We start from the raw sequence: 25,491 nt of genomic DNA, 5'->3' as shown, positions 1-25,491 counted from the left end.
GATTAACGTCAGTTTCGCATGAGCAAATGACATAATGAAATGATTTATAGGCATTTTATTAGATAATCTTGGATCTGTTTTAAAATCCCTGTCATCTCAATAAGTTAACTAGTTAATTAATTAGCAGTGAATTTATTTATCCTTTCGCAAACATAAGGAGCGTTATAGTGCAGGATCATCAGCAGTTTTTATTGGGCGATTTTCCCCTGCAAAACGGCGAAGTTTTGCAGCAGGCGTCACTGGCCTATGCGACCTTTGGCGAGCTGAATGAGCAGGGCGATAACGCCATCCTGATCCCCAGTTATTACACCGGATCGCATCGCAACTATTTCAAGCTGATAGGGCCGGGCAAAGCACTGGATCCCACGCGTTATTTCATCGTGCTGAGCAATATGTTTGGCAACGGTCTGTCGAGTTCGCCGAGCCACTCTGGGCCGCAGCATGGCGCTGATTTTCCTACGGTTACGGTGAAAGATAACGTGCGCGCGCAGTATCAACTTAGTCAGGCTCTGGGGATAAATTCTTTTGCGTTGGTTTCGGGCTGGTCAATGGGCGCGATGCAGGCGTGGCAATGGGCGGTGAGTTACCCCGGTCATGTCAGAGCGTTGCTGCCAATTTGCGGCACCGCGCGCTGCTGGCCGCTGAATCATGTGTTTCTGGAAGGTGTAAAAGCCGCACTTCTGGCCGATGGGAAATTTAACCGCGGTCGCTATGAAACGCCACCGCTGACTGGGTTGGCGGCTTTTGGCCGTAACTATGCAGGCTGGGCTTACAGCGCAGAATTCTTCCGCGACGGGCTATATAAACAGCTTGGTTTTGAGTCGCTTGAGGCGCTGCTGTTGAACTGGGAGCAGAGTCACCAAAGCTGGGATGCCAACGATTTACTGGCGATGCTGAAAACCTGGCAGGGCGGTGAGGTCAGTTTTGACGATATCGGCAAGGTCACAGCCAAAACCATTGTGATGCCCGGTAGCACCGACCAGTATTTTACCGTTGAAGAGGCGGGGCTGGAGTTTGAGCAATTACCCGTTGGCATCGGCGTGTGGTTACCGCTGGAATCCCCGTTTGGACACTGCGCGGGCGCACCGGGAAGATTTGCCGCAGAGTCAGAACAGGTCGAGCGGGCGATGCGAGAATTGCTGGGGAGTTAAAAGGGGGGAGCATGGCGAAATATGTGTCGCGGTTCCCCACCTTTGTGCTTCCCCCACATTTAATGCGAAGGAAGCGCATGAGTTTAACAATACGCGTTACTCGATAATGGCTAATTCTACGGTGCGGCCCTGATCGAACCAGGTTTCCAGACCGGTAACACGCAGTTGCAGTGAGCCTTCGATAACTTCTCCAATGTAGGAAATCGGCAGTGGCTCTTCGGCAGTGTCATCGCCGTAGACCACGCAAAACTGCTGGCGCGGGCTGTAGAAACAGACTGAACCGGTGCAGACGCCGTACTTCTCACGGCGCATTCTGCCGACCTCTTCGGTTTTGAACTTGTTTTCCCAAGGGGCGACGATGGGCATGGTGAAAAACACCATATCGCCGATCAGTTTGCCGTGCTGCAAAATACTGGTCATCGGCAGCTTGGCGCGCAGCTCTTTTACCAGATTGGGTACTTTATCTTCCCAAACTTCGATTACGCAGACGGCTTCACCGGCCACGGACATTTGTAATTTCATGCATCCCCCTGATTAGGCTAAAAATAAATGATTAGGCTTTAACGCGGCGGAAGCCGTCGCCAAGGCCCCAGGGAAGAATGAAATCAACCCACATGTGCAGACGATTGGCCCAGGACAGCGCGGCGTGAGACAGGCGAGCCAGTTCATCGAGGTTGGTACAGCGTTCGGCGGTGGCGACGTACAAATGCACCATTTTTGCCGCCTCAGGCAGGCTGACAAAATCAAAGAAATCAGCCTTGTAGCCAATTATCTCTCTGATCAGCAGTTGCAGTGTCTTCAGATCAGCCTCAGCGCTGTCTTCCGCAACGCGGATAAGCCCCCACAACATTTCATCGGCCAGCGTTCGAGCTTCACCTTCGGCAAAAATAATGGTGCTCAGGTATTGCCCGCGCGAACCGGTGCCGCGAGGCACAATGCCTTTGCCGAGATCGGCAATTTCTGCGGGTTGCTCGAACCAGATTTTTTCGCGTTCCTGTTCGAAACGCGCGATCACTTCATCAACCGTCATAACCTTTTCTCCTGATGGGTAAACTACGCCGTAAAGTCGTGCCATTTAATTAATTAACTAATTAAATGCAACTGTTATGCCAATGGGTGAAAATATATTCAGTTGTTGGTTATCAAGGAGATAGAAATTGATTGCGGAAAAGCCGGGATCGATTATTAAAAAGAGGGATCAGCACAGTGCAAAAATGCACCAAAAGCGCCAGTCGGGATCTGGCTGGCGCGGGGATGTGCGGCGAAAGTTAAGCATCGATTTCTTCGCTGGCCAGCCAAAGCTCGGCCATCACAGTTTCAATTCTTTTAAATAAACGGTAGCGCGGCTCATGGAAGGCAAACATTTCCGAATTTGGCATAAAAGGTTGTGCCGTGACGTTAACAGCCTGCGCCACGCCCGCCGAAAGATTTGGCCAGACTCCGATGCCAACTCCGGCACAGATAGCTGCACCCAATGCGCCAGTTTCTTTGCATTCTGTCACGCGGATTGGAATACCAAGCACGTCGGCAAACATCTGCGGCCAGACACAACTGCGCGCCGCGCCGCCGGACAGAGTTGCCTGAGTAAAGGGGACTCCCGCCGCTCTGAGCCTGTCTATGTGGGCGCGGTGGGCAAACGTGACGCCTTCAAATAGCGCATACAGCATATCGGCGCGAGTATGCCAGCCGCCGAGGCCGTAAAATCCGGCTTTCGCCGGGCCTGCCTTACGTCCCGAATACAAATAAGGATGATACAGCGGTAGCTGATTGTTTGGCGTTACGCTGGCAACAATGTCGCTGCTGCGCGCCGCGCCCTGACCCGCACGACCATCGTCAAATTCGCGCAGAAACCAGTCGAGGTTAGCCGCTGAAGTGGCGCTGGCCTCTATTGCCATATAGCGATCGCGCTCGATCATTGAATTCATAAATACCGGGCGCAAATACTCGGGTTTATCGACCACCACCTGATTGATGCTCCAGGTTCCGGCGACAATCGAGGCTTCTCCGCTGTGAACCACGCCAGACCCGACTGCGCTGGCGACTACGTCAAAAATTCCGGCCACTACGGGTATTCCCTCTGGTAAGCCGGTGAGCGCCGAGGCCTGCGCTGTAATATGGCCCACCACGTCGCTGGATTCGTGTAGCGGGGGCAGCAGTGTCAGAGCGTCTTCAATATCGTACAGCGCCATCAGTGATCGATCATAACTGCGGGATTGGTAGTAGAGCAGCCCGGCTCCTGCGGCGTCGGAGAAGTCAGCGGAAATTTCGCCAGAGAGGAAAAAGGCAATGACGTCTTTTGCCAACAGCAGATGACCGATATGACGATACACCTCCGGCTGCTGGTGTTTGAGCCAGCTGATCAGGACCGGCGTGGCGGCTGGCCAAGGTTTCTGCAATGAACGCTGATAGATGGCGCTGTCTTTGCCGCTGAGTTCCAGCTGGTGCACCAGACTGGCGGCGCGATGGTCAATCGACTGGATGCCCAGCAGCGGCTGGCGCTGTTTGTTCAATGCATACAGCCCGTTGCCGTGACCTGCGGCACCCACTGCGATCACCTGCAGACTCTGCTGCGAAACCTGCGCCAGGCAATCCCTTACCGCCTGAGTCACGCCGTGATAAATGTCCTCAATCGGACGCTCGGCAAACCCTTCCTGCGGACGCAAAGTTTCTCCGGCACATTCGGCGACTGACAGCACGCTGCCCTGCAAATCAAACAGCACCGCTTTGATCATGGTATTACCCGCGTCGATCCCAAGCAGACATTGACTCATTACTCCCCCCGCAATCATAGTTTGCGGCGCACTGCCTAAGCGCCAGGTATGACAAATGAAGATTAATAACGTTGATAAATCTCCAGTGCATCAGCGCCGCTTGCCCCATGATGGATGATTGCCATCAGCGCTTTCACCACCTGCGACGGATTGCTGTGCTGGTAAACATTGCGGCCATACACCATGCCCGAGGCACCTTGCGCCATTAGCGCGGCGGTTTTATTCAGCACCGCGGAAAGCTCGCCCTTGCCACCGCCGCGCACAAGAGTAGGGCAGCGTGCGGCTTCGACTACGCGGTGAAAATCTTCAACGTTGTCAGTAGGATCGGCCTTGATGATATCGGCGCCCAGCTCGCGGGCCAGACGCACCAGCGGCACTATCTTGCTGACATCACCCAAAGAACCGTAAGCTGCGCCTTGACCGGCCGGTGCCATCACCAGCGGTTCAATCATCAGCGGCATGGAATATTTTTCGCAGGCGTGGCGCAGCCGGCCAATGTTCTCTACACACTGGCGGAAAATGCCTGGTTCGTCGGGGATCATATACAGATTGACTACCACGGCGGCGGCATCCATCTGCAGTGCTGCGAGGATAGGCTCTTCGGGGTTGTGCAACACTGCCCACATCTCGCGATGGCGCGCGGCGTTATAAGCATTGCCAACGTCGGTACGCAGCACCAGCGCCGGTTTCTTTTGTGCCTGCTGCTGCAATAAATCCGCCTGACCATAGTTGACCTGAATCGCGTCTGGCTGGGCGGCAATCAGGCTGGTCATCACGCTGCTGATATCCTCTAGACCAATCAGGAAATCCGGCTCGTTGGCGATGCCGTGATCGATGGCAACATCAAGGCATTTTCCATTGTTAAACAATCTGTTAAGTCTGACTTTATTCGTTGCTGACATGACTGACTCCCTCTGAAACAGGCAGCGGATAAAGCCCGGTCAGCCCGTGCAGGCTGGCGAGGCGTGAAAGTGTAGTGGCCAGATGTTGGGCGGTATCGTCGACGTTCCAGCCTAGCTCACTGCCGAGCAGGGTGGCTATTTCCTCGACCCGAGCCAGAGTGAGTTTGCCGCTAATCGCCATCGGCGTGCGGCGAACCAGCAGGTCTTCCAGCGTCTGCACCTGTTCGCGGTGGATCAGATAGCGCAATTCATTGCGGCTGTAATCGGGGTAATGCTCAAGAGGGCAGTCAGGATCGCGGCTGATAGAGGCAGCAATATCCGCTGCGCGGGTCCCATAGCGAGAAAGTAGCTGGCCGACGCGCTCGGTTGTTAGCCCGAACTCGTTGCAAATCAGTTGGATCCAGGCCGCTTTTCTCTCTGGTGACGGGTAATCCTTGCCGCCGCCAATCGCCATTTCCGTGGTGCTGATTTTGCGCTTTTCGCCAATCAGGTTCATCACTTTGTCTGCCGCCTGTTCACCAAATTTGCGGAATGTAGTCCATTTTCCGCCAACCAGACACAGGGTCGTAAAGTCGCGTCCGGCTTCGGGGGGCAGCAACACCAGTGAATGATTGCGTGAAATCTTACCGCTGATTTTGCTGTCACTGGCGGGCAGAGGGCGAACGCCGCTAAAGGTGTAAAGCACATCGCGATCGCTGACCTCGAAATCGGGGAAAATGAATTTCAGCGATTGCAGGATATAGCGCTGCTCGTCGGCTTCGCACACCACGTCATCAGGATTGTCGATACGGATATCGGTGGAGCCGACCAGCACGTTGTCATACCACGGGAACATAATGCACACCCGGCCTTCCTGGTTTTCGTAATAGACCATCTCGCCGTTCAGCGCTTTGAACAGCTGCGGATGCCGAACAATCAGGTGTGAGCCTTTGGTTCCGCCGATCAGTTTTTTACTCGACGGGTTTTGCAACAGCGTGCTGTTAAGTCTGTCGATCCACGCGCCGGTAGCGTTAACGACGACGTGCGGGCGAAGGGTAAACCGCTCGCCGCCGAGCGTGTCTTCGAGTGTCAGACTTTCGCCATCGCTGGCAATCAGCTTGATATAATTAAGTGCCAGCGCCTGAGGGTTAGCGAGTTCGGCGTCCAGTATCAGCTCGACTCCGAGTCTTTCCGGCGCGCTTATCCAGGCGTCATAGTAGGTCGCACTACAGGTTGCCCAATCGGCAAAATTTGGCCAGCGCTGCTGTGTTTCTCGCTGATTGTTTAGCCTGTGGCGGGGCATGGAACCATATTGACGAGTGTATAAGTCATACATCGACAGCCCGGTCTTGATAATGATTGCACCGCGCCGGGACGGCTGTTCGCTTAGGCGCAAAAAGCGTTTACCGGCATTGAGCAGGCCGCCGCTCCAACTATCGATAGGAACTGTGGTGCGCAACGGGGCGACGTAATGGGGGGCATTTTTCAATAATCGATCACGTTCCTGCACCGACTCTTTGACCAGCGAAAACTCACCGGTTTCCAGATAGCGCAATCCGCCGTGGATCATCCGTGAAAGCGCGCCGCTCGCGGCCTGACACCAGTCGCCTTGCTCGACCATAATCACAGGAATGCCCTGTAAAGCCAGCTCACGGAAGGTGCTGATACCATTAATGCCACCGCCGACAATCACCACCGGCGTAGCATCGAGATGCTGCATTTTGCTAATTTTAACAGAACGTGGAGAGCTGAACGGCGGTAACGCGTTATCGTGTTCCATCAGTAAAGGCTCCGATTAAGGGCAATAAAAATAATTTTAAAAAAATGAAGGGGTTTTTAATATGAGGTATAGGGGATAAACGGGAAGGCGGCAAAAAATAGGCGATGAACAGTGGTGATACTGTGATCGGCGTCGGTGATTGGGTGTAAAAGGACCAGGCTTGCTTAAGCCTGGATGCCCAGAATTGCTTTGGTGGCTGTCATCGTTTGCGCAAGAGGTTTGCCATCACGATGCAATTTGTTGAGCAGGCTGCCGCCGAGCCACAGTTGGTAAAGTGCGGACGCTGTTTGACGGGCATCATTGGCTGGCAAGGAACCGTCTTGCTGGCCTTGCTCAACACAGGCACTCAACAGGTCAATAACTCTATTAGTACCATCGCGCAGGGTGAGGCGCATTGATTCTGAGAGGTCGGCAACTTCGGCGCTGAGCTTAACCACCAGGCACTCAAGCGCGTCACAATTTAGAGACGAGCAGTCATAGGAATAGCGGTCTTGCCAGTGCTGCCAGTAGCCCATCAGGCGATCGCGGCCGTTGACTCCGGGGGCCGAAAAGCGGCTGTCCATCGCGGCAAGATAGGTGCGGAAATAATCCTCCAGCAAAGCCTGGCCGTATTGTTCCTTGGACTTAAAATAGTGATAAAACGAACCCTTGGGCACGCCAGCCGTTTGCAGCAGTTCGTTAAGCCCTACGCTAGTAAAGCCCTTGACCGCCATCATTCGATAGCCGGTATCAAGGATATGTTGTCGAGTATCATCATAGGCATGTTTCATGCCGGGAATAATATCACTCACTAGACCAGTCGTCTAGTTTTCGTCCGTTGTTTCCCGAAGCCTTTTCCAAGAGTCAACATGATTGTTTAGAAAACCATTGACTTCATAAATCGATAAGCAGAGACTTTAACTGGTTTCTAGACGACTGGTCTGTTATTGGTTTTGATATCGATTTCATGTCTTAGATTTGACTGAGATAAATCAGTCTTAAAAACCAATGACCAACCTCGTTCAAGATATCTACTCGTTTTTAAAGTGATCCTGTAAAGCCGCTATCTTCGACTGCGGATATAAAAGAGAATATTATGCATAATCAATACCAAAGCATCAGCATCAGCCAACTTCCAGACAGGGTTGCTGCCATGAAACTGGCCCATATCGAACAAGGCCCTGCGAGCCTTGAATTACGAATCGATCGCCTGCAACGTGCCGAGCAATTACTTAAGGAAAATCATCAGGATCTGGCCAATGCAATTTGTGCCGACTACGGCAACCGCAGTCGTTACCAATCTTTGGCTGCGGATATCGGCATGTCCATCAAGTCACTGCAATACGCCCGAGAAAACGTGGCGCAGTGGATGCAGAGCCAGGAAAACAGTGAGCCGATGCCAGGTATGCAGGCGAGACTCGAGTTTCAACCGTTAGGTTTGGTCGGCATTATCGTGCCGTGGAACTTCCCGCTGAATCTGGCATTCTCGCCTTTAGCCGGGGTATTTGCCGCCGGTAACCGCGCGATGTTCAAACCTTCTGAATTAACGCCGCGCACCTCGGCACTGCTTGCCAAACTGGTAAGCCAGTACTTTGACCCGTTAGAGCTGACTACGGTATTAGGCGAGGCTGACATGGGCGCGGCCTTCAGCGCACAAAAATTTGATCACCTTATTTTCACTGGCAGCACGGCAGTGGGTCGCCATGTAATGCGTGCCGCGGCTGAAAATCTAGTACCGGTAACGTTGGAATTAGGCGGTAAATCCCCCGTGCTGGTGGCACCTGATGCTAACCTGCGTACCGCAGTGGAGCGCACGCTAACTGTTAAAACTTTTAACGCCGGTCAGATTTGCATGTCTCCAGACTATGTTCTGCTGCCTGAAGGTGCGCAGGATGAGTTTGTTGGCCATGCTCGTGAATTTATGCAGCAGGCGTTCCCCACTCTGTTGGGCAATGCGGATTACACCTCGCTGGTCTGTGATGCACACTTCCAGCGCCAGATTGCGCTGCTCGAAGACGCTGAAAGCAAGGGCGCAACGGTGATATCGCTGGCACCGCAAGGCGAAGCTGCTTATGACGCCGCGACCCGTAAAATGGCGACTGTCCTGGTCCTCAATGCAACCGATGATATGCGGGTAATGCAGGAAGAGGTGTTTGGTCCAGTATTACCATTGAAAAGCTATCAGCATGAGTCAGAGGCCGTGGCTTATATTAATGGCCATCCGCGTCCGCTGGCAGCGTATTATTTCGGGGATAACCTGGCGAATCAGCGTAAAATGGCCGAGATGACGACCTCGGGCGGTCTGGTCATTAACGATATTATGACTCACGCCTCAATTGAGAATCTGCCGTTTGGCGGCGTTGGCCCATCTGGCATGGGCGCATACCACGGTATTCACGGTTTCTTGCGTTTTAGCCATGCCAAAGCGGTGGTTGAGCAAAGTCTGGCTGGGGAATCGAGCCTGACACTGCGTGCGCCTTATGGTGAAAAGCTTGAGCAGCTTGAACAATTTTTGGCTAATTAATTCGAAGGTATAAAGTCGATCTGACGAGCCTGTATTATGTAGGCTCGTCAAATAAGAATAATCGTAGATTTATTCGATCATCGTTAATAAATGTATTTTTTAATGTGCTAAACATTTTGATCGGTATGTTGCTCGTGCCGCCGGTTATATTTCCCAGCTCTCCTTTACGCGAAGGTATAGCAAGATATATCAGCTATTAAAAGCAGAACGTAGATGAATACAGAGGGCAATGAATCCCACTTTTTGTTTACCTGCCATCTCACTCCGCGAAGTATGCTGCTGCCTTGAATATTGGCATTACTATCGTTGATTAATATACAGAATAAGGAGCGATCATGAGTGTTGAACGTGTGCAGCAGTTCCTTGCGAAACATGCTCCTGAGGCTAAAGTTCAGGTTTTGGAAAAAACTACGGCTACAGTGGCGCAGGCAGCAGAAGCTTTTGAGGTTGAAAGCGGCCAGATAGCAAAAACGCTGTCATTTCGCGTTAACGATGAGGTAGTGCTGCTGGTGATGGCCGGTACGGCGCGCATCGACAACAAAAAGTACAAGCAGCTTTTTGGCGTAAAAGCGCGGATGTTGCCTTCTGAGGATGTAGAGGCTTTAACGGGTTATCCGCCGGGCGGGGTTTGCCCCTTTGCCGCCGCGGATGCAATAAAAATTTACTGCGATCAAAGTCTTAACAGCTATGAAGAAGTGCTTCCCGCTGCAGGAAGTGTAAATTCCGGCGTGCGGATTGCCCCGGCCAGGTTGGCCAGCATCACTAATGCGACCTGGATTGACGTTACCAGCTGAGCCGCTGCGGGATACCCTAATCAAGTATGTTTTTTGCCGTTGATTGGGATTAAGAAGCGATACAAAAAAATCATCGTTGATTAGCCATACTTCAACTGATGATTTTTTTTACGTTTAAGATAGTCAGTATCGGCACGCAGGCGATCCCAATATTCTTTAAAGATGGCGGCAGAGGCGGCTTTTTCCTGGTCGATATTTCTGGTATTTATGCTGCGATCTTCTGCATATTTTCGCCCACCGGGATAGTTGGCGTAACGGCGGGCTCGAGTATAGCCCATCTGAATAAACTTTCGTGCCATATCCATGCCGACGAAATCATCTTGTTTTCGATAATTCTCGAATAACTCAATGATTGATTTGGCTGATTTCTCGGCGATAGCGGGAGTTTTAAAGCGCCAGTGCGGCAAAATTTCCGACTTATAAGGTTCAACCATCAGCACGCCTTGCTCACCGCGCCCCACCTGATAAAGCTCTGGCTGCTGGCGAAAATCAATGTTTGCAAAATCCTGCTGATAATTAAATTTGTTCATTGGACTTCCCTAATCCTTTGCTGCATCTTCCATTATTGGTCGGTAACTCTTTAGTTTAGTCGAGAAAAACCCCCTTTCGCGCTTCTGCTACTGCTCTTGCCGTTTTTTAAACAGTGGCAATCGGCGTGGCGGGCGAACCTACAGCGCCGGGCAGTCTTAACGGCGGTGCAGTCAGAAGAAAAGCCGACCGGCGATGCTCGCTCAGCCAGTCTGCCAATGCACTTAAGTGCCAAAGCTCTCCCAGATAGACTCCAAGACGGAATAAACACAAATCATGCAGAGGGTGGGAAGGGTAAAAATCCTCATTCATCGGGCGAGCAGGCAGAATTTCCACTGCCGGATTATCGGCAATCAGCGCGACGACCCCGCTATCTTTGACCCATTGGCGTAAAGCCGGATCGCTGCCGTCGAGTCCGGCGAAGTGATCGCCAAGGTATTGCATGTCTGGTGTTCCTGCCATTTGATAAATTGCTTCATCCATGCCGGTGCGAAAGCACAGCAAATCACCGGGGCGAATATCGAGATTATCTTCGGCAATGATCTGTTGTAACTGTTTAAAACCAAAGGCGAAACGTTCAATGCCAAAGTGTTTTTTGATATCAACCATCACTGCGCGCCCCTGGATCCCGTGGCTAGCCATATTTTCAATGCCGAGAGCTTTGGCACCCAGGTGACTGCCTTGCGAGCAGCCACATCCCGAACGAAAATCCGTTTCGCCCACGATATCTATCCCGGCGCGATAGCCGTTATAGAACACCATCTCGGGCTGCCCGTTACCCTCGGTGTCAAACCACTGTCCCATATGAGCCAGGCTGTCCCATTGGGTTGAATATTGCAGCGCCAGCGTCACCGTGTCGTCGCAAATGATGTCACTTAATTTGTCATTGTCCCGCGACAAAGGGTAAGTCATGTTGGGATGCTCACCCCGACGTGTGGCTGACAGCCTAGGAGGAGGGCGACGCGGATTCATCGCGGTTCCTCCCGGCAAATCCAGAGGCAAACTCAGGCAAAACGTTTTACCTGTTTTAACCTCGGCGACGCCCTGTCGCACTTTGTCTGCGGTGAGTAGATTCAGGCGACCAAGCTGATCGTCAGGCCCAAAATCGCCCCAGGTGGAATGAGCGGGGCGTTGCTTCCATCGATTTTGTTGCATGTCATTCTCCAGTTAAGCAGGTTGTTGCATAGGTTTCACTTCGGGTAACCACCAGCCATAGGCGATAGCGCCCAACAGTCCGACAACCCCTGCCAGCACCAGCGGAATAACAAATGAGTGAGTGAACTGCATCAGCACGCCAATCAGAATTGGCGAGATAATTCCGGCCATATTGGCAGCCATATTTTGGATGCCGCCAATAGTGGCGACGTTGGCGCGGTTAGGTGCCACATCCGACGGCAAAGCCCACAGCGCTGCGGAAGCACAGGTGGCGGCAAAGTTGGCAAAACACAGAGCGGACAGTGCCAGAGTTACCGTTGGCGAGAAGGCAGCAAGGCCAATAACCGCACTACCCAACATGCCAAACACCAGCGGTATTTTACGGGCAACGGTGAGTGAAACGCCGCGGCGGACCAGGTGATCCGATAACAGTCCGCCAAACCAGCCACCGATAATGGCGGCAATGCCTGGCAACATACCCAGCAGGCCAAATTTCAACAGCGAAAGATGGAAAGTTTCTACCAGATAAGTCGGGAACCAGGTAAAGAAGAAGTAGGAGACGAAATTGACACAGAAGAAACCAAACATCATCGCTTGTATGGTTCGCTGGCGAAGCAGGGTGCGAATACTCATTGGCGCGCCGGTTTCGGCATCCTGATTGGCTTCAATAAACACCACTTCGGCAGCAGAAACGGTTTTATGATGGCGTGGATCGCGATACCACAAGTACCAACCGATCGCCCAGACAATGGCAATACATCCTGAAATCGCAAATGTCATGCGCCAGCCAAAGGCAGCAATCAAAAATGAGATGATCGGAATTGCCAATGTCCCGCCAATCTTGCTGCCGTTATTGAAAGTTGCGGCCGCGAAACTGCGCTCCTGGCGTGGGAACCAGCGGGTAACCGTTGATGAACTTGCCGGATAACTTGGAGCCTCTACCGCGCCGAGCAGCAGTCGAAAACCCACAAATGCCGATACGCTGTTCGACAGACCACACAGCGCGGTGGCCAGGCCCCAGGCCAGGCTGCTAACCGCGAGGGTCACCCTTGGACCAAATTTATCAACCAGCCAGCCGCCGGGCAGTTGAAACAACACATAACTCCAGAAGAAGGCCGAGAGCAGTAAACCGCTGTCAGTGCTGGATAAATGTAAATCGCTGGACATAAACGGTATGGCTACGCTCATGGCGGCGCGGTCAATATAATTGATGGCGATGCCCACTGAAAGCACGGTCAGAATCGCATAACGCATTTTGCCCCTGGCGGTTTTTTCGTCAGTTTTGGCCATCACAGCATGGTCTGAAGAGTTGATAAACATCACTGCCTCCAATGGTTTTATTATTTTGTTGTAGGGTCATATGATTTTTACTGCCCCGGCTTAACAGGGCAGCTTTGTTGATTTTCAGGACAAAACTTTAGACTCGATGCGCTGACGCATGGTGTGTCAGACGAAGCGGTGGTTCGACTATTGGCTCGACTTTACCCATCAGGAACAGATAGTTAATGATGCCAAGGACCACCAGTGCCGCCGAGAGCACCAGTGCCATATTGAAAGATCCTGTCGCGGCTACGATGGCGCCTGTCACTATTGGGCCAATGGCACCGCCAAGATTGGATACGGTGTTTTGCAGTCCCGCCACGATCGAAACGCTGTTTTTTGGCGACACGTCGCCCGGTAATGCCCATACCTGAGAGGCGGCAACGGTGGTACCCGATTTGGCGATACAAAGCAGCAGTACTGTCATCGTTACCGACTCGGTAAAGGGCGCAAATCCGATGCACAAGGCCATGAGCAAGCCAATGATCAGGAAAAGCTTGCGGGTGGCGGTGAGAGAGAGCACTTTTTTGTGCACCATGCGATCCGATGCCCATCCTGCAATGACTTCAATCACCATGCCGCAGATAAGCGGAAGCGCGGCGACCATGCCCATTTGCAGGAAACCCATGCCTTTTTCTTTCACCAGATAGGTAGGCAGCCAGGTGATGAAGAAATAGGAGGTGTAGTTAATGGTGAAAAAGCCCAGGCACATGGCCCAGATATTGCGGTACCGCAGCAGCTTGTACCATTTCATCGGCAACACGTTTTTATCGCCGTGCCTGAGTAGCTGCCCGTCACGAATAAGGCTGACTTCCTGCGCACTGATTTTTTTATGATCCTCTGGATTGTCGGCATAAATTAGATACCAGGCGATGACCCACAGCACGCCAAGAGCGCCGACAATTACAAACGTCAGACGCCAGTCAAACATATAAATCATCCAAACAATCAGCGGCATAGCGACTGCGCCGCCAAATTTTGATGCGCTGTCAAACAGGCCGGAAACGGTGGCACGCTCGCGGTCAGGAAACCAGCGTGCAGTAATGCCGGCGTTGCTGGGATAGGCAGCTGCTTCGCCGATGCCCAATGCCAGACGCATAAGCAACAAGGATGTAAACCCGGTTGCCACGCCCATCAATGAGGTGGCTATTGACCACCAGGCCACGGCCAGGCCCAGACCTTTTTTCTGCCCGAATCGGTCGGCAAACCAACCTGCCGGGATTTGTAACAGCGAGTAAGACCAGAAAAATGCCGCCATGATGAAGCCCATCATTTCGGGCGTCAGCTTGAGCTCGGAAATGAGGTGAGGGGCCGCCGCAGAAAGGACGGTGCGATCAATATAATTAATGGCGATCGCAAACCACATCAGGCTTGCGATCCACCAGCGAATACGGGTACGACTTGTCACTTTATTCATGATTTGCAGCCCGGCACAGAGTGTTATTTTGAGCTGAATAGCAGAGCTTTCAGCTTTCGAGTGACAGGCAAGGTAGGGCTTGCCTGTTGGTGAAAATTTACAAACTGTTCATCACGTTTTGTGGACGCTGTTTTTGCTTCACACACTGAATAATCTGCTGTACACAACGTTCGCCAATGGCACTGATAGCGCCATCGGTATAGCCAGCGATGTGTGAAGTAGGGATGAAATTGCCTAAAGTGAACAGAGGATGTTTCGACAGCGGTTCCTGCTCGAAAACATCGGCAGCCGCACCTGCGATAACATTGTTTGCAAGGGCGTCGTAAAGGTCAGATTCGTTGACCACGCCACCGCGCGAAACGTTGATTAAAAAGGCGGACTTTTTCATCTGTTTCAATCTCGCGGTATCAAACAGATTACGGGTTTCGTCGGTGAGCGGCGTGTGCAAGGTGATGAAATCGCTTTGCTCGGTGAGTTGATCCAGGCTGACAAACTGCACATTGTTTTCGGCGGCAAATTTCGCATCGGGATAAAAGTCGAAAGCCAGAACGCGCATGTTGAAGCCTTTGGCACGCAGCGCGACCTGTTTGCCAATGTTACCCAAGCCAATAATGCCCAGCGTTTTGCCATAAACATCGGTGGCAAAAATACGTGGCCATGACCCCGCACGGGTTTCAGCCACGGCCTGTGGCAGCTGGCGTGCTCCCGCCAGGATCAGTGAAAAAGCAAAGTCGGCTACCGCATGCTTGTTGGCATCAGGCACATTGGTCACATAAATCTCACGAGCCTGAGTTGCCTTTAGGTCGATGTTGTCTACCCCAACGCCGTGTTTGCAGACAATTTTCAACTGAGGAGCGAGGTCTAGCAGTGCCTCGTTAACCTCGGTAAAGGCAACAATAATTGCCACCGTTTCGGCGAGGTGCGGCTCCAGCTGGTCGAGCGATGCATCGGCGGCAAGCATAACTAATTCGAAGCCTTGTTCACGCAGCGTGGCGATCAGTTGTGCATCGTATTTGGCGAAAGAGGGGGAGGTACAAATAACTTTCATAATAAATATCCTGGTATCATCATAAAAAAGCCTGCCGCTCGCCGATTACTGCGTGTATTGGTTAACAATTTGGCGGATTTGTTGTTCTTCATGCTCGCTGAATTGCACCGCATAGCGGCTTTCACCCACGTCGTGCCCCATCAGCACCAGCGCTTTTTTAACCGTGGCTGGCGAAAATCCGACGCTGTAAAGCTCGGTTCTCAGGCCGGTGACATTTTCCTGTGCCAAACGAGAACCAGTGACATCTCCGTCGCTAAATTTTGCCCAAATCGCATTGATTTCATTGGGAGCAACGTTGGCCAAACCGGAAATACAGGCTGAGCAGCCATCGACAAAGCCTTGATGAATCAGGGAGTCAGGGCCATTTAGCACGTTAAAGTTGCTGATGCCTTCTGCCGCCTTGAGAAATCCGCCAAGGCTTTCGTAGCTGCCAGCGCTGTCTTTAATGCCGATAATGTTTGGATGCGATGCGAGTGTGCGCACGGTTTCTGGCTGTAACGTGTTACCGGTTCGTGCCGGGATGTTATAAAGAAACAGCGGAACATCAAGACCATCGGCAATCGTCTGATAATGCCAAATCAGTTCTTCCTGTTTCAGCGGCACAAAATAGGGGGTAATCACCGAAACCGCATCCACGCCCAATTTGGCAATTTGCTTGCCCAGACGCAGCGTTTCACGGGTAGAAATCTCTCCTATATGGGCGACGACTGGCGCTTTACCGGCCACTTCGTCAACACAGGTTTGGGTCACGGCCAGCTTTTCTCGTTCATTGAGCACGAAAAACTCGCCATTGGTGCCGCCACAAAAAATGCCATTTCCTGCTGCCAGTTGACGACGAATTTGCGTGCGCATGGCGCGCTCTGAATAGTCACCCTGCTTATCAAAAGTAGTGACAATGGCGGTTAAAACGCCTTTAATTTCTTGGCTCATTTTGCAATTCCCCGAGTAATATTTTCTTTTGGAAACAATGTCAGATAAACGTTACGAACATCTTCTGCGCTAACCGGCATCGGTACATTTTTCATTAGCCGTTGAACGTCGAGTGCGGCATTCACCAGACTCGGTAGGTGGTCAGAACCAATTCCCAGTTCCTCGAGGCTTGCGGGCAGTTTTAGACGTTTAACCAGCGCGGAGAAATACTCAACCAGCGCCAGCGACTTCTGTTGTTGATCAAGTTGCCTATTGGCATCAGGAAGCAGGTCATAGGCCTGAGCGAACTTAGTCACCGCGGCAGGGCGAACAAAAGCCATGCAAGGAGCCAGCAGGATGGCGTTCGCTACACCGTGAGGAATGTGATATTTGCCACCGAGCGGATATGACATCGCATGCACCAAATGGGTGCCGGAATGGGCAATCGCGGCTCCGCCATAGTAAGAGGCCCACAGCATATCGAGTCGTGCCGCCAGATTTTCAGGCTCATTTAGCGTCGTTTCGAGGCTGGTAAACAGTTTTTTCAAGCCAATCAGCGCATAGTTGTCACTCACCGGGTTGGCAATCGTCGCGGTAAAACACTCAATCAGGTGACATAAAGCATCAATGCCTGTCGATGATGCTATGTGGGCGGGCATGCTGGTGGTCAATTCGGGTGCCAGGATGACGTAATCAGGGATCATCACCGGAGAAATAATGCCAATCTTGGTTTGCTTCTCCGGGATGGCCAGAATGGCATTCGGCGTAGCTTCAGATCCGGTGCCTGCGGTGGTGGGAATTAGCAGTGACGCAGTGCGATGGAGTGGCTTTTCGCCTGCCAGCAGCGCATCCAGAGACAGCGCCCCTTGTTTACAGAGTACCGACAGCAACTTGGCAACATCTAATACACTGCCGCCACCAACGCCGACCACCAGGTCAATGTCCTGAGTTTGTACAGAAGCCAACGTTGATGCAACGTCATGATGAGTCGGTTCCGGTGGAACGTTATCCACGATTTGCAGCAAAGCGACTTTGCTCGCGATCTGGCGGATTAATGCCTGAACAGCGGGTATGCCCACAATATTCTTGTCTGTGACTAACAGGACATTCCGCTTGCCGCAGAGCAGATAACCAATGTCGTTAAGTGTCTGATAACCGCTTAACAGGCTGCTATTTATGTTCATTCCCTTACCTTCTGTATTCATCGGTACATCAAAGATTGATTGAATTTCATCACCTGAAAATGCCGCCTTCGTTAAAGCGGACGCATAAATTTATAGATTAAATCGATGTCGATTAATTTGATCTTGCTCACATATAATCAATTATGATTGATTATAATCATTTCTGGCAAGGTGAACCGTGCAGCTCTTTACTCAATTATCCCCACCGGAAATGCGCGGGGCAGTAAAGCACTGACGTTCGCAGGTTATGAGAGGCAATACGAAACATGCTCGTTTATCAACGCGCAGCGAAGCAATGTACAGGCTGACCAATGAGTCACTGTAAAATCACGGTAGCCAATGTGTCTTACAGGCGAATATCGCATTGACCCAGATTAAATATTCCCAAACTTGTTTAATGTCATTTTCATTGTCTAATAAACGGCTCTTGCTACGGGTAATTATTACGTGATGGAATTGTTATTGGACATTTATCGATGGGGTGGAATTGATTATTTATTAAAGTTTTAATTTTTCTGGTTAGATGTCGTTTTTAGTTAATAAAAAAATCACCTATCAATCAGAGTAATTTTGCATTAGTTACAAATGGTATTCTCTACTTCCAAATGCTATTAATAAAATTACTGAATAAGTTTCGTAATTTCTAACCTCATTAGCTGGAGCAAGCATGCCGTATATCGAAGAAGTGATTGAGCAGGTTGAGCCTCGCATTATTCCCCTGATTGCCAGTTATGTACCAGAACTTGTTGCAACCCGTCACGATATTCATCAGCACCCTGAAATTGGTTTTGAAGAGGAGCGCACGTCGGCAATTGTCGCTGAAAAGCTGACATCGTGGGGAATCGAGGTGATTCGCGGCTACGGCGTCACGGGCGTTATTGGTCTGCTTAAGGGTAAGCATCCGGGAAATCGCAAGACTATTGGTTTGCGCGCCGATATGGATGCACTGCCGATGCAGGAAGACACAGGTCTGCCTTATGCTTCTGTTTATCCGGGAAAATTTCACGGCTGTGGCCATGATGCACATACGACTATTTTGCTGGGCGCGGCGCGGTATCTGGCTGAGACCCGTGAATTTGCTGGCACGGTACAGTTTATTTTTCAGCCAGCGGAAGAGGGGCTGGGTGGAGCAAGAGCAATGATAGCCGATGGGCTGTTTCGTGATTACCCAGTGGATGAAATTTACGGACTGCATAATGCTCCTGCCGCTTACTCGAAGCCAAATCTATTAAAGGTTTCTGCTGGCGTTTCAATGGCGGGAGCAGACTTCTTTGATATTCGATTAAAAGGCAAAGGAGCTCATGCGGCACATCCAGACGCCTCATTCGATCCCATTCCGGCGGTTGGTGCGCTTATTCAGGCGTTACAGACGATTGTTAGCCGTAATATTTCCCCTTCTGATCCGGCGGTTCTTTCTATAACCCGTCTGGAAGCGGGATCGGCCTACAACGTTATTCCTGAAACCGCAGTTATTGCCGGAACCGTGCGCGCATTTTCAGACAGCGTTCGTGAAGCCATTCGCCAAAGGATCCGAGACATCGCATCTTATACTGCTGCGGCACACAACCTGACGGTTGAAGTTGATATCCGCGACGTATTCTCGGTGTTATCCAATGATGAAAAAGCGACTGATTTTATTGCCGAATTGGGTCGGGAAGTGCTGGGCGAGTCACGTGTTTCAACGGTATCTAACCCTACTATGGGCAGTGAAGACTTTGCCGATATGCTAAAGCACGCGCCGGGTGCCTTCTTTACTTTGGGGCACGGCGGTGAGAAGCCGGTACACAATCCGGGATTCACCATCGATGACAATATTTTGCCGGTTGGCGCAACGCTGTTTGCTCGACTGATTGAGAAACGATTAGCCGTCGCGGCGGGTTAATCGCCAATCAGTTAACTGACGGCATCGCTATAAAAATATTTATGTTAGTCAGAGGCAGCAGAAAAAAAATGCCCTGATGATTGTTATCAGGGCATTAATATCAGGATTCGAACATCTGGGCACCGATGTAAGAGCCTTCCTGTGGGGCAGGGGGAATAAAGAATATCCCAGAGCCGATATGCGAGATATATTCGTTTAACGCGTCAGCGGCCCCCAATTGAGTTTGCAGCGTTTCAAACTGCGCCGGGTCTTTTTGATAGCTGATAAACAGTAATCCGGCACTCAGCATTCCGAGATTGCTTAGGCCGTCAGTATAATTATACGAACGTCGGAGGATTCGTATCCCTTTATTGTTTTCATGCGAAGCCAGGCTGATGTGCGCGGTGGCCGGAATAACCAGATTCCCAGCTTCATCTTTTTTGGTGAAATCTGGCGTATCAAACTCTTTGGTTCCGCTAAGCGGGGCACCCGAAACCTTGTGGCGGCCAAAAATATTATTTTGATCGCTGACCCGGTCGGTATCCCAGTTTTCCATGCGCATTTCAATTTTACGCACTACCTGATAACTGCCCTGTTGCTGCCAGGCTGGACCGCCATCTTTGATCCAGACGAATTTGTCGAAATCTGCCTTTTCGGTCAGGTTTCGCGTGCCGTCTTTAAAGCCAAACAGGTTACGCGGGGTTGATTGCCCTTTGCCTGCCGAAGCACGGCCAAAACCGAGCACGGACCAGCGAGTTTCAGCCGCCCCGGTCGATTTGGCGATGCGTGCCAGATTGCGGATAGCGTGATAGGCCACCTGCGGATCATCGGCACAGGCCTGCAATGACAGGTCGCCGCCGGACAAATTGGCCTGCAGGTTGTCGCTTGGAAGCGCTATCAATTCGCGCATCAGGGCCGGTTTGAATTTAGCTAAACCATAAGTATCGCCAAACACGCGCGGGCCAAGTCCTACAGTAACAGTCAGGGAGGCAGGGCCTAAATCCATCGCCTCGCCGGTGTCCATCCCCACGCCGCTGTCACGAGCCGGTTCAACCTGGCCGATGGTTTCACCTTTCATTAATTGCGCAATAGCAGACGACCAGCGCGCAAGTAGTACCTGCAAATCACGAGGATTGCTGGTGGTCAGATCAAAGGTCATGTACATGATATAGCGCTGTGGCGGTGTCGCGACTCCGGCCTGCGGGCCGTTACCATAAAACGCATGATCTTTGGATAAATCGACCATATCTTCAGGGTCGTTATTCGCCACTTCTTTGGTATGGGCGGATCCGGCCATCGGGATAGCCAGCGCACTGGCCACCGCTCCTTTTAATAAATTTCGACGTGAAAATACTCCGGCCTCCCTGGCCGGATTTTTATTACCTTTCATTAATCAGGCACCTCCGCTGGTCGCCACTTTCTCCGCAATTTTAGACAGCGGTTCTTGCAAAGCCTGCACGCTGCGGCTCAGCTTGGCGCCGTCTGCGGCTTTAATTTCAGCTGTGTAATATTTGAAACCGCCTGGATTCTTCGGCTCGCGATAGGTATCCAGCAGTTTGTTAACGACATCGAACTGGTCGGATACGCGTTTGGTCAAATCAGGGTCGATCTTCTCAAGACCCGGTTTCAGGTAAGCAAACGACTGTTGCGCACCTTCAACGTTGCCTGCGAAGTCTACCAGATCGATGTGGCTGTAAGCTTCTTCTTCGCCGCTAATTTTGGTGCCTTGTACTTCTTCCAGCAAGTCTGCAGCGCCGTTGGCCAAGTCTTCTGGCTTGTAGGTTAACTGTTTGGCGAGTTTATCCAGATGCGCCACGTTCTGTTGCAGTTCAGCCGCCAGTTTTTTGGTTTCTGGAGTGATCTTGCCATTCTGATACAGATCGCGTTCGATAGCGTGGAAACCATGCCAGCCGACTTTAGGGTCAAGGTTAGAGGCGCGCATGTCAATCAGATAGTCGAGGTTACCGGCATTGTCGGTGGCCTTGAAACCAGGCAGCAGGAAGCCACTAACGTCAGACTCGATACGCTCGTAGAAAGGACGCGCTTTCGGATAATCTTCTTTGGCTTTTTCCAGATTGCCGGCATCGATGTCGCTCTTCAGGCGGTTTACGGCAACTACCATCGCATCAACGACGCCGTTAACATAAGTGGCATAGCCTTTAGTGCCATCGGCCAGCAGGCTACCGGTGCTGCCGGTTGGCTGTGAGGCACTTTTACCGGTGACGGTAAAGGCAACTATTTCCTTGGTCGCTCCCGGGCAGTACAGCTGATAAGAACCGCCGTCCAGCGTCAGGGTGAATTTTGAAGCAGGCAGACCCGGAGCCAGATTTTCTTTCTCACCCAGAATGCGGTTGTCGCTCAGCAGTTCAAGTTCGGTGAGGGAAGTGGCGGTCTTGTTCACGATGTTAAATGTAATCGGACCCGCTTTGGCAGAAGTGTGGTCAACCACGCATGAACCGCCATCAGCGCTGGTCATGGTGATGTTTACCTGAGAAACGCCATTTTTTACCGGTGCCTGAGCCGCATCCTGTGCGTTGGCATCAACAGAAAACATTAGCAGGGCGGTCAGACATCCTGCAGTTGCCAGAGCTTCTTTTCTTTTAAAAGTCTTCTTTAACATGAATCTGTCCTTTATTTGTTATCAGGTAAAGTCGTGCTGTGTTTGGAAGAAAGCTTCAAGCCTTCTTTTTGGAATTGATGTTTTTCTCGCTGGCGGAGCTGGAAAAAACGCCTCAAGGCAATCATCAGGCAAGTTGCGGCCAGAAGTGCGAGAAATGCGGGCAGTAGACGAGCCCAGAAGCGGTAGGTCTCAAAGGTCTGGCGCTGATTCTGCAGTTGGCTCATCACGTCATGCTGATAGGCATCGGTAACCTGCCAGCGGCACGCACTATCCTGTGTTTGACCGTGAGCACTGATGGTGCGCGGCGATGAAAGCCCGCTGCCGGAAAGGGTAATCAGAGTTTCGGCCTGACCGGTTGCTGAAAGTAAAGCGCCCTGAGCGACGCTAACGTTGACCGTGCAGTTGACGGTCCATTTAGCATTGTAAGGACCCGGATGCAGGCCAGGGTTCAGGCCGATGGGAATGCGGTTACCGTAAAGCGTAACCACTTGATCCAGTGTCAAAACCGCCGGAACACCTTCAGGAGTGTAGGCGCGTTGTGAAGTCCACTGATCAACAGCAACACCACGATCGCGATAGGTTTTTTTCTCGGAATTAGGCAGCTGGGCAACGGCGGTTTTGCCATCGGCAGACTGGATATTGAGCTGGTAGCCTGCACCATCACCGTTGACCAGACTGGCTTGTCCGGCGGCAACACCGTTGCTGACCAGCGGAGCGGAAGCCGGAAGATCAGGTTCATTATTCGGGTAAAAGGCGTATAGAGAAGCGGCGGAGAGCGCCAAAGCAGCTGCTCCGGCTAAAATGGCGCGGGCAGCGACTTTCGGCGCCGGGCGAAGGCGAGCTGGCCAAAACACCATCAGCGCAACCAGAACGATATACAGCACCCAACCCATGACTTCAATTTGACGCGGGTCGGCAGGGATGCCCAGCACGCCAGAGATAAGCGCAGATTGTACCGTACCCGGCGGCACCAGCCACATCAGGTTGGTGAACTTGTCTTGACCGACATTGAGCCAGCCTGCTTCGTGGGCGCTGCGCAAAGCTGAAATAATCAGTCCGGCTGCCACTAAAATCAGGAATAGGCCAGTAAAGCGGAAAAAACGACCGAGATTAATGCGGATACCGCCAGCGTAAAGTCCCCAGCCAATAAACACCGCCATCACCAATCCGATGATGGCTCCTACTGCTGCCCAGATGGCAGATTGCGCAACCGAGAAGGTCGCGAGCAGGAAAACGCTAGTTTCAAAGCCTTCTTTAAGCACCGCCAGAAAAGCCATGCTGGCCAGAGCAAAGGCGCTGGACTGGCTTATTGCTTCAGCGGCTTCTTGTTCCAGACTTTTTTTAATATTTTTAGCGTGGGTATTCATCCACATCACCATGCCGGTGACAAAGAATACCGCGACCAAACCAATTACCGCTTCCATTGATTCCTGGCTAGCCTGTGGCAATGCGCGTTCAGTCATGCTCAGGCCTACGCCGACAACCACGGAAAGCAGGACTGCCAGGAAGACACCTATCCACATTGCAGAAAGACTTTTTCCATTTTTACGTAAAAAAGCCGCAATAATGCCGACAATAAGCGCGGCCTCAAGACCTTCGCGTAGTGCGATAACAAAGGTTGCTAACACAGGGCAACTCCGAATCAATGAATGACTCATAGAATGATAATTATTATTAATATCACTATCATTCGTTGCATGGAAGATTAAGATGGTAACAAATAAGTTAAAGTATAATAAATGATTTCTTTGTGTATCTAATTGTTTCATTGAAATTGGCGTGAAAATAATAATTCATTATAAAACAACGGGTAATGATATTTCCATCCAATGCTCCTTCACCTTAATGCTTTCTTAAGATTGTGATTAAAAGGTTAAATAAGTAATAAAAATATTAGTTAGCCGTTAAATTAATATATTTAATCATTGAGTGGTGCTGGAAATTTAGCGACGGATGAAAATAAAGTGCTTTTTTAAAAATCAAAAACGCCAAAAGAATCGTGATTTTATTAAAAAATATGAAGTAGAAGAGAAGGATATCGACATTCATAGGGAGGTGACGGGCTTTATCATCTCTTCTTATGGCGTGGGCGGAACATGTTTTTATGACGGAGCCGTTGTGGTTGGATCTAGAAGGAGAATTTAAGCCAGGTTGAATTCACAGGATTCTGAAATAACGTTCGTCCAACAGTGCCAGAAGTCGTTTTGAACGCCATTCAGGCGCAAATCATTGCCAAGACACAGGTTATGTTCCAGTCTGGCTGGAATGATGGCGGCCAGACTGGTGGTTGGGCTGTTTAGGTTAGGGTAAATATTTTCTGCAACTGAGAGAGTTGCTAAACATGTTTTGATTGTTCGGCGGGTGAATAATTCATGTTTTGCAAATCCTCGATAAGCCCGACGCCGGTGGGTTTCCAGCCCAGACGCTGCTGAGTCCAGCTGCCGGTAGCCTGTAAATCCAACGCGGCAAACATGGCGAACCAGCCAAAATGCTGCTGTGCGTTTTGCGGCAAAATTGAAACTGCCGGGATGCCAAGCCCGGTAGCAACTGCTTCGGCAATATCTCTGGCAGCAACCCCTTGTTCGTCAACGGCGTGATAACGTTCCCCTTTGCTGCCTTTATCGAGAACCAGGGCATAGAGTTTAGCAACATCCAGAACGTGTGCCGCTGGCCAACAGTTAGTCCCTTCATTGACATACGCCGCCGCCCCTTTTTCACGCGACATCTCAATGTACGGCGAGACTAGCCCTTGTTTAAAAGTATTGTGTACCTGTGGCAGGCGTACTACGCGAACGTCGATACCGGCCTCAAGGAGGACTTGCCCCTCGAGTTCCGAGGCGATACGAGGATTGGGATGCCGATGATTGAACACCGCTTCGCTAGCCGGTTTGCCGTCTTCGGCATCGCCCATTCCCGTCCCTGAAGTAATAATCAACGGACGATCCGAGCCTTTCAGTACACTGCCCATTGCCGAAATTACCCGCCGATCTGTTTCACAATTCGCGACAAAATTTGAAAAATCATGATTGAACGCCGTGTGAATCACTGCATCCGCTTTTTGCGCACCGGCGATAATACTGTCGAGATCTTCCAGCGTGCCGCGATGAACTTCAACGCCAGCTGCGGCCAGTGATTTTGCACCCGCATCCGAACGCGTCATGCCAATGACCTGATGTCCGGCGGCCAGTAGTTCGGAAACGATATGAGAGCCGATAAAGCCGGTCGCACCAGTAAGAAATACGCGCATGAGAAACCTCCTGAGTTGTGTAAAGGCTATGTTATCCCGATGGCTAAAACCTAAAAGTAGTGACTTTATGCTGGTATAGCGGCTAACAGGATCTACGCCTTAAGCATTAACAAAACTCATTAGTTGCTGTTGTCGATAATTACGCTTAAATCTTTGGCATATAAACAAAATTCATACCCCATTAACGTTAATTACATTGCTTTTTTTAGCCCTGATTTATGCGAATAAATTGGAATTGCTAATGTAAGCTTTTCGTTAAAAATTAGAGGTTTTGAAAAACAAGCACACATAATCTATAACTAATAAACAACAATAGTGTGGT

22 protein-coding genes are annotated in these 25,491 nt (G+C 51.0%); 5 read left to right on the top strand and 17 right to left on the bottom strand.

Translation table 11 applies throughout. From position 1 onward, the window contains the following. Positions 1-167 precede the first annotated feature (167 nt). The gene (locus AB3G37_RS14365; protein ID WP_369788223.1) at positions 168-1,151 is read left to right on the top strand and encodes an alpha/beta fold hydrolase; all 984 of its coding nucleotides are present in this window, start codon (positions 168-170) and stop codon (positions 1,149-1,151) included. 96 nt (positions 1,152-1,247) lie between these two features. Here AB3G37_RS14365 and AB3G37_RS14360 read toward each other — a convergent pair whose 3' ends face one another. The 6 genes from AB3G37_RS14360 to AB3G37_RS14335 form a co-directional block, all read right to left on the bottom strand. Next, on the bottom strand, positions 1,248-1,673 hold the full coding sequence (locus tag AB3G37_RS14360) for a hypothetical protein (RefSeq protein ID WP_009635363.1): 426 nt from the start codon (positions 1,671-1,673) through the stop codon (positions 1,248-1,250). Between the two features lie 31 nt (positions 1,674-1,704). Next, positions 1,705-2,181, bottom strand: a complete 477-nt coding sequence (locus tag AB3G37_RS14355; RefSeq protein ID WP_369788222.1) for a hypothetical protein — start codon at positions 2,179-2,181, stop codon at positions 1,705-1,707. Positions 2,182-2,419: 238 nt separating this feature from the next. After that, positions 2,420-3,922 carry an FGGY-family carbohydrate kinase gene (locus AB3G37_RS14350; RefSeq protein WP_369788221.1) on the bottom strand — a complete coding sequence of 501 codons (1,503 nt, stop codon included), beginning with the start codon at positions 3,920-3,922 and terminating at the stop codon, positions 2,420-2,422. A 62-nt stretch (positions 3,923-3,984) separates the two neighbouring features. Beyond that, positions 3,985-4,824, bottom strand: a complete 840-nt coding sequence (locus AB3G37_RS14345) for a class I fructose-bisphosphate aldolase (RefSeq protein ID WP_369788220.1) — start codon at positions 4,822-4,824, stop codon at positions 3,985-3,987. After that, positions 4,808-6,583: a glycerol-3-phosphate dehydrogenase/oxidase gene (locus tag AB3G37_RS14340; protein WP_369788219.1), complete on the bottom strand. Its 1,776-nt coding sequence runs from the start codon at positions 6,581-6,583 to the stop codon at positions 4,808-4,810. The genes AB3G37_RS14345 and AB3G37_RS14340 overlap by 17 nt, the downstream gene beginning before the upstream one ends. A gap of 164 nt (positions 6,584-6,747) precedes the next feature. Further along, positions 6,748-7,374, bottom strand: coding sequence for a TetR/AcrR family transcriptional regulator (locus AB3G37_RS14335; RefSeq protein WP_369788218.1), 627 nt, complete (start codon positions 7,372-7,374; stop codon positions 6,748-6,750). A 284-nt stretch (positions 7,375-7,658) separates the two neighbouring features. Here AB3G37_RS14335 and AB3G37_RS14330 point away from each other — a divergent pair, with 284 nt between their 5' ends. Both AB3G37_RS14330 and AB3G37_RS14325 read left to right on the top strand, forming a co-directional pair. Next, a complete protein-coding gene (locus AB3G37_RS14330; RefSeq protein WP_369788217.1) occupies positions 7,659-9,086 on the top strand; it encodes a coniferyl aldehyde dehydrogenase in 1,428 nt (475 codons plus the stop codon). Positions 9,087-9,421: 335 nt separating this feature from the next. Then, positions 9,422-9,880: a YbaK/EbsC family protein gene (locus tag AB3G37_RS14325; RefSeq protein WP_009635370.1), complete on the top strand. Its 459-nt coding sequence runs from the start codon at positions 9,422-9,424 to the stop codon at positions 9,878-9,880. Positions 9,881-9,960: 80 nt separating this feature from the next. Here AB3G37_RS14325 and AB3G37_RS14320 read toward each other — a convergent pair whose 3' ends face one another. From AB3G37_RS14320 to AB3G37_RS14290, 7 genes are all read right to left on the bottom strand, one after another. After that, a complete protein-coding gene (locus AB3G37_RS14320) occupies positions 9,961-10,410 on the bottom strand; it encodes a DUF4385 domain-containing protein (protein WP_369788216.1) in 450 nt (149 codons plus the stop codon). Between the two features lie 106 nt (positions 10,411-10,516). Beyond that, a complete protein-coding gene (locus AB3G37_RS14315; protein ID WP_369788215.1) occupies positions 10,517-11,563 on the bottom strand; it encodes a cyclase family protein in 1,047 nt (348 codons plus the stop codon). Between the two features lie 12 nt (positions 11,564-11,575). Continuing rightward, entirely contained in the window at positions 11,576-12,883 is a 1,308-nt protein-coding gene (locus AB3G37_RS14310; protein WP_369788214.1) for an MFS transporter, read from the bottom strand. Between the two features lie 97 nt (positions 12,884-12,980). Continuing rightward, positions 12,981-14,300 (bottom strand): MFS transporter, encoded by a 1,320-nt coding sequence (locus AB3G37_RS14305; protein ID WP_369788213.1) that lies wholly within the window; start codon positions 14,298-14,300, stop codon positions 12,981-12,983. 97 nt (positions 14,301-14,397) lie between these two features. Further along, positions 14,398-15,348, bottom strand: a complete 951-nt coding sequence (locus AB3G37_RS14300) for a phosphoglycerate dehydrogenase (RefSeq protein WP_369788212.1) — start codon at positions 15,346-15,348, stop codon at positions 14,398-14,400. A 45-nt stretch (positions 15,349-15,393) separates the two neighbouring features. Beyond that, a complete protein-coding gene (locus tag AB3G37_RS14295; RefSeq protein WP_369788211.1) occupies positions 15,394-16,278 on the bottom strand; it encodes a dihydrodipicolinate synthase family protein in 885 nt (294 codons plus the stop codon). After that, entirely contained in the window at positions 16,275-17,441 is a 1,167-nt protein-coding gene (locus tag AB3G37_RS14290) for an iron-containing alcohol dehydrogenase (RefSeq protein WP_369788210.1), read from the bottom strand. The genes AB3G37_RS14295 and AB3G37_RS14290 overlap by 4 nt, the downstream gene beginning before the upstream one ends. Before the next feature lie 667 nt (positions 17,442-18,108). Here AB3G37_RS14290 and AB3G37_RS14285 point away from each other — a divergent pair. Further along, entirely contained in the window at positions 18,109-19,323 is a 1,215-nt protein-coding gene (locus AB3G37_RS14285; protein WP_369788209.1) for a M20 aminoacylase family protein, read from the top strand. A 100-nt stretch (positions 19,324-19,423) separates the two neighbouring features. Here the strand turns inward: AB3G37_RS14285 and efeB are convergent, their stop codons facing one another. From efeB to efeU, 3 genes are read right to left on the bottom strand one after another with little or no spacing between them, the layout of a single operon-like run. Continuing rightward, positions 19,424-20,692 (bottom strand): iron uptake transporter deferrochelatase/peroxidase subunit, encoded by a 1,269-nt coding sequence (gene efeB / locus AB3G37_RS14280; protein ID WP_009635379.1) that lies wholly within the window; start codon positions 20,690-20,692, stop codon positions 19,424-19,426. Between the two features lie 3 nt (positions 20,693-20,695). Further along, positions 20,696-21,922, bottom strand: a complete 1,227-nt coding sequence (gene efeO, locus AB3G37_RS14275; protein WP_369788208.1) for an iron uptake system protein EfeO — start codon at positions 21,920-21,922, stop codon at positions 20,696-20,698. A gap of 11 nt (positions 21,923-21,933) precedes the next feature. Continuing rightward, positions 21,934-23,550 carry an iron uptake transporter permease EfeU gene (gene efeU, locus AB3G37_RS14270; protein ID WP_369788207.1) on the bottom strand — a complete coding sequence of 539 codons (1,617 nt, stop codon included), beginning with the start codon at positions 23,548-23,550 and terminating at the stop codon, positions 21,934-21,936. A gap of 325 nt (positions 23,551-23,875) precedes the next feature. Between efeU and AB3G37_RS14265 the strand changes: the two genes are divergently transcribed. After that, entirely contained in the window at positions 23,876-24,067 is a 192-nt protein-coding gene (locus AB3G37_RS14265; protein WP_369788206.1) for a hypothetical protein, read from the top strand. A gap of 190 nt (positions 24,068-24,257) precedes the next feature. Here the strand turns inward: AB3G37_RS14265 and AB3G37_RS14260 are convergent, their stop codons facing one another. Beyond that, a complete protein-coding gene (locus tag AB3G37_RS14260) occupies positions 24,258-25,169 on the bottom strand; it encodes an SDR family oxidoreductase (RefSeq protein WP_369788205.1) in 912 nt (303 codons plus the stop codon). Positions 25,170-25,491 lie beyond the last annotated feature (322 nt).

The sequence above is a fragment of the Rouxiella sp. WC2420 genome (assembly GCF_041200025.1).
Lineage (GTDB): Bacteria > Pseudomonadota > Gammaproteobacteria > Enterobacterales > Enterobacteriaceae > Rouxiella.
Note: the sequence above shows the minus strand (reverse complement) of the source record. Positions and strands in the feature narration are given on the sequence as shown.

Bases quoted from the DNA above. Each gene is read 5' to 3' on its own strand.
- AB3G37_RS14315 (WP_369788215.1), bottom strand. From the start codon at position 11,563: ATGCAACAAAATCGATGGAAGCAACGCCCCGCTCATTCCACCTGGGGC.
- AB3G37_RS14360 (WP_009635363.1), bottom strand. From the start codon at position 1,673: ATGAAATTACAAATGTCCGTGGCCGGTGAAGCCGTCTGCGTAATCGAA.
- AB3G37_RS14330 (WP_369788217.1), top strand. From the start codon at position 7,659: ATGCATAATCAATACCAAAGCATCAGCATCAGCCAACTTCCAGACAGG.
- AB3G37_RS14265 (WP_369788206.1), top strand. From the start codon at position 23,876: ATGAAAATAAAGTGCTTTTTTAAAAATCAAAAACGCCAAAAGAATCGT.
- AB3G37_RS14345 (WP_369788220.1), bottom strand. From the start codon at position 4,824: ATGTCAGCAACGAATAAAGTCAGACTTAACAGATTGTTTAACAATGGA.
- AB3G37_RS14285 (WP_369788209.1), top strand. From the start codon at position 18,109: ATGCCGTATATCGAAGAAGTGATTGAGCAGGTTGAGCCTCGCATTATT.
- AB3G37_RS14305 (WP_369788213.1), bottom strand. From the start codon at position 14,300: ATGAATAAAGTGACAAGTCGTACCCGTATTCGCTGGTGGATCGCAAGC.
- AB3G37_RS14350 (WP_369788221.1), bottom strand. From the start codon at position 3,922: ATGAGTCAATGTCTGCTTGGGATCGACGCGGGTAATACCATGATCAAA.
- AB3G37_RS14300 (WP_369788212.1), bottom strand. From the start codon at position 15,348: ATGAAAGTTATTTGTACCTCCCCCTCTTTCGCCAAATACGATGCACAA.
- AB3G37_RS14355 (WP_369788222.1), bottom strand. From the start codon at position 2,181: ATGACGGTTGATGAAGTGATCGCGCGTTTCGAACAGGAACGCGAAAAA.
- AB3G37_RS14320 (WP_369788216.1), bottom strand. From the start codon at position 10,410: ATGAACAAATTTAATTATCAGCAGGATTTTGCAAACATTGATTTTCGC.
- AB3G37_RS14310 (WP_369788214.1), bottom strand. From the start codon at position 12,883: ATGTTTATCAACTCTTCAGACCATGCTGTGATGGCCAAAACTGACGAA.
- AB3G37_RS14325 (WP_009635370.1), top strand. From the start codon at position 9,422: ATGAGTGTTGAACGTGTGCAGCAGTTCCTTGCGAAACATGCTCCTGAG.
- efeO (WP_369788208.1), bottom strand. From the start codon at position 21,922: ATGTTAAAGAAGACTTTTAAAAGAAAAGAAGCTCTGGCAACTGCAGGA.
- AB3G37_RS14290 (WP_369788210.1), bottom strand. From the start codon at position 17,441: ATGAACATAAATAGCAGCCTGTTAAGCGGTTATCAGACACTTAACGAC.
- AB3G37_RS14260 (WP_369788205.1), bottom strand. From the start codon at position 25,169: ATGCGCGTATTTCTTACTGGTGCGACCGGCTTTATCGGCTCTCATATC.
- AB3G37_RS14295 (WP_369788211.1), bottom strand. From the start codon at position 16,278: ATGAGCCAAGAAATTAAAGGCGTTTTAACCGCCATTGTCACTACTTTT.
- AB3G37_RS14340 (WP_369788219.1), bottom strand. From the start codon at position 6,583: ATGGAACACGATAACGCGTTACCGCCGTTCAGCTCTCCACGTTCTGTT.
- efeB (WP_009635379.1), bottom strand. From the start codon at position 20,692: ATGAAAGGTAATAAAAATCCGGCCAGGGAGGCCGGAGTATTTTCACGT.